General features: G+C 56.6%; 1 protein-coding gene. It reads left to right on the top strand.

The genetic code is table 11. From position 1 onward, the window contains the following. Positions 1 to 3 precede the first annotated feature (3 nt). Positions 4 to 379: efflux RND transporter permease subunit (locus tag AC0T7J_RS25530; protein ID WP_473798631.1), on the top strand; the 376-nt coding region annotated here is incomplete at its 3' end.

Below are 379 nucleotides of genomic sequence, written 5' to 3'. Positions count from 1 at the left end.
ACCATTGGCGGTTTCCGCCTGCAGATCGAAGACCGGGGCAACCTCTGCTACGACGAGCTGTACAAAGAAACCATGAACATCATCAACAAGAGCCACAACGTGCCGGAACTGGCCGGCCTGTTCACCAGCTACACGGTGAACGTGCCGCAGGTCGATGCCGCCATCGACCGTGAAAAAGCCAAGACCCACGGCGTGGCCGTCAGCGACATCTTCGACACCCTGCAGATCTACTTGGGTTCGCTGTATGCCAACGACTTCAACCGCTTCGGGCGCACCTATCAGGTCAACGTTCAGGCCGAACAGCAGTTCCGCCTTGAATCCGATCAGATCGGTCAGCTGAAAGTACGCAACNATAAAGGCGAAATGATTCCGCTGGCGA

The sequence above is a fragment of the Pantoea sp. E956-1 genome, assembly GCF_982223955.1.
This window is presented reverse-complemented; position numbering and strand designations above follow the sequence as displayed.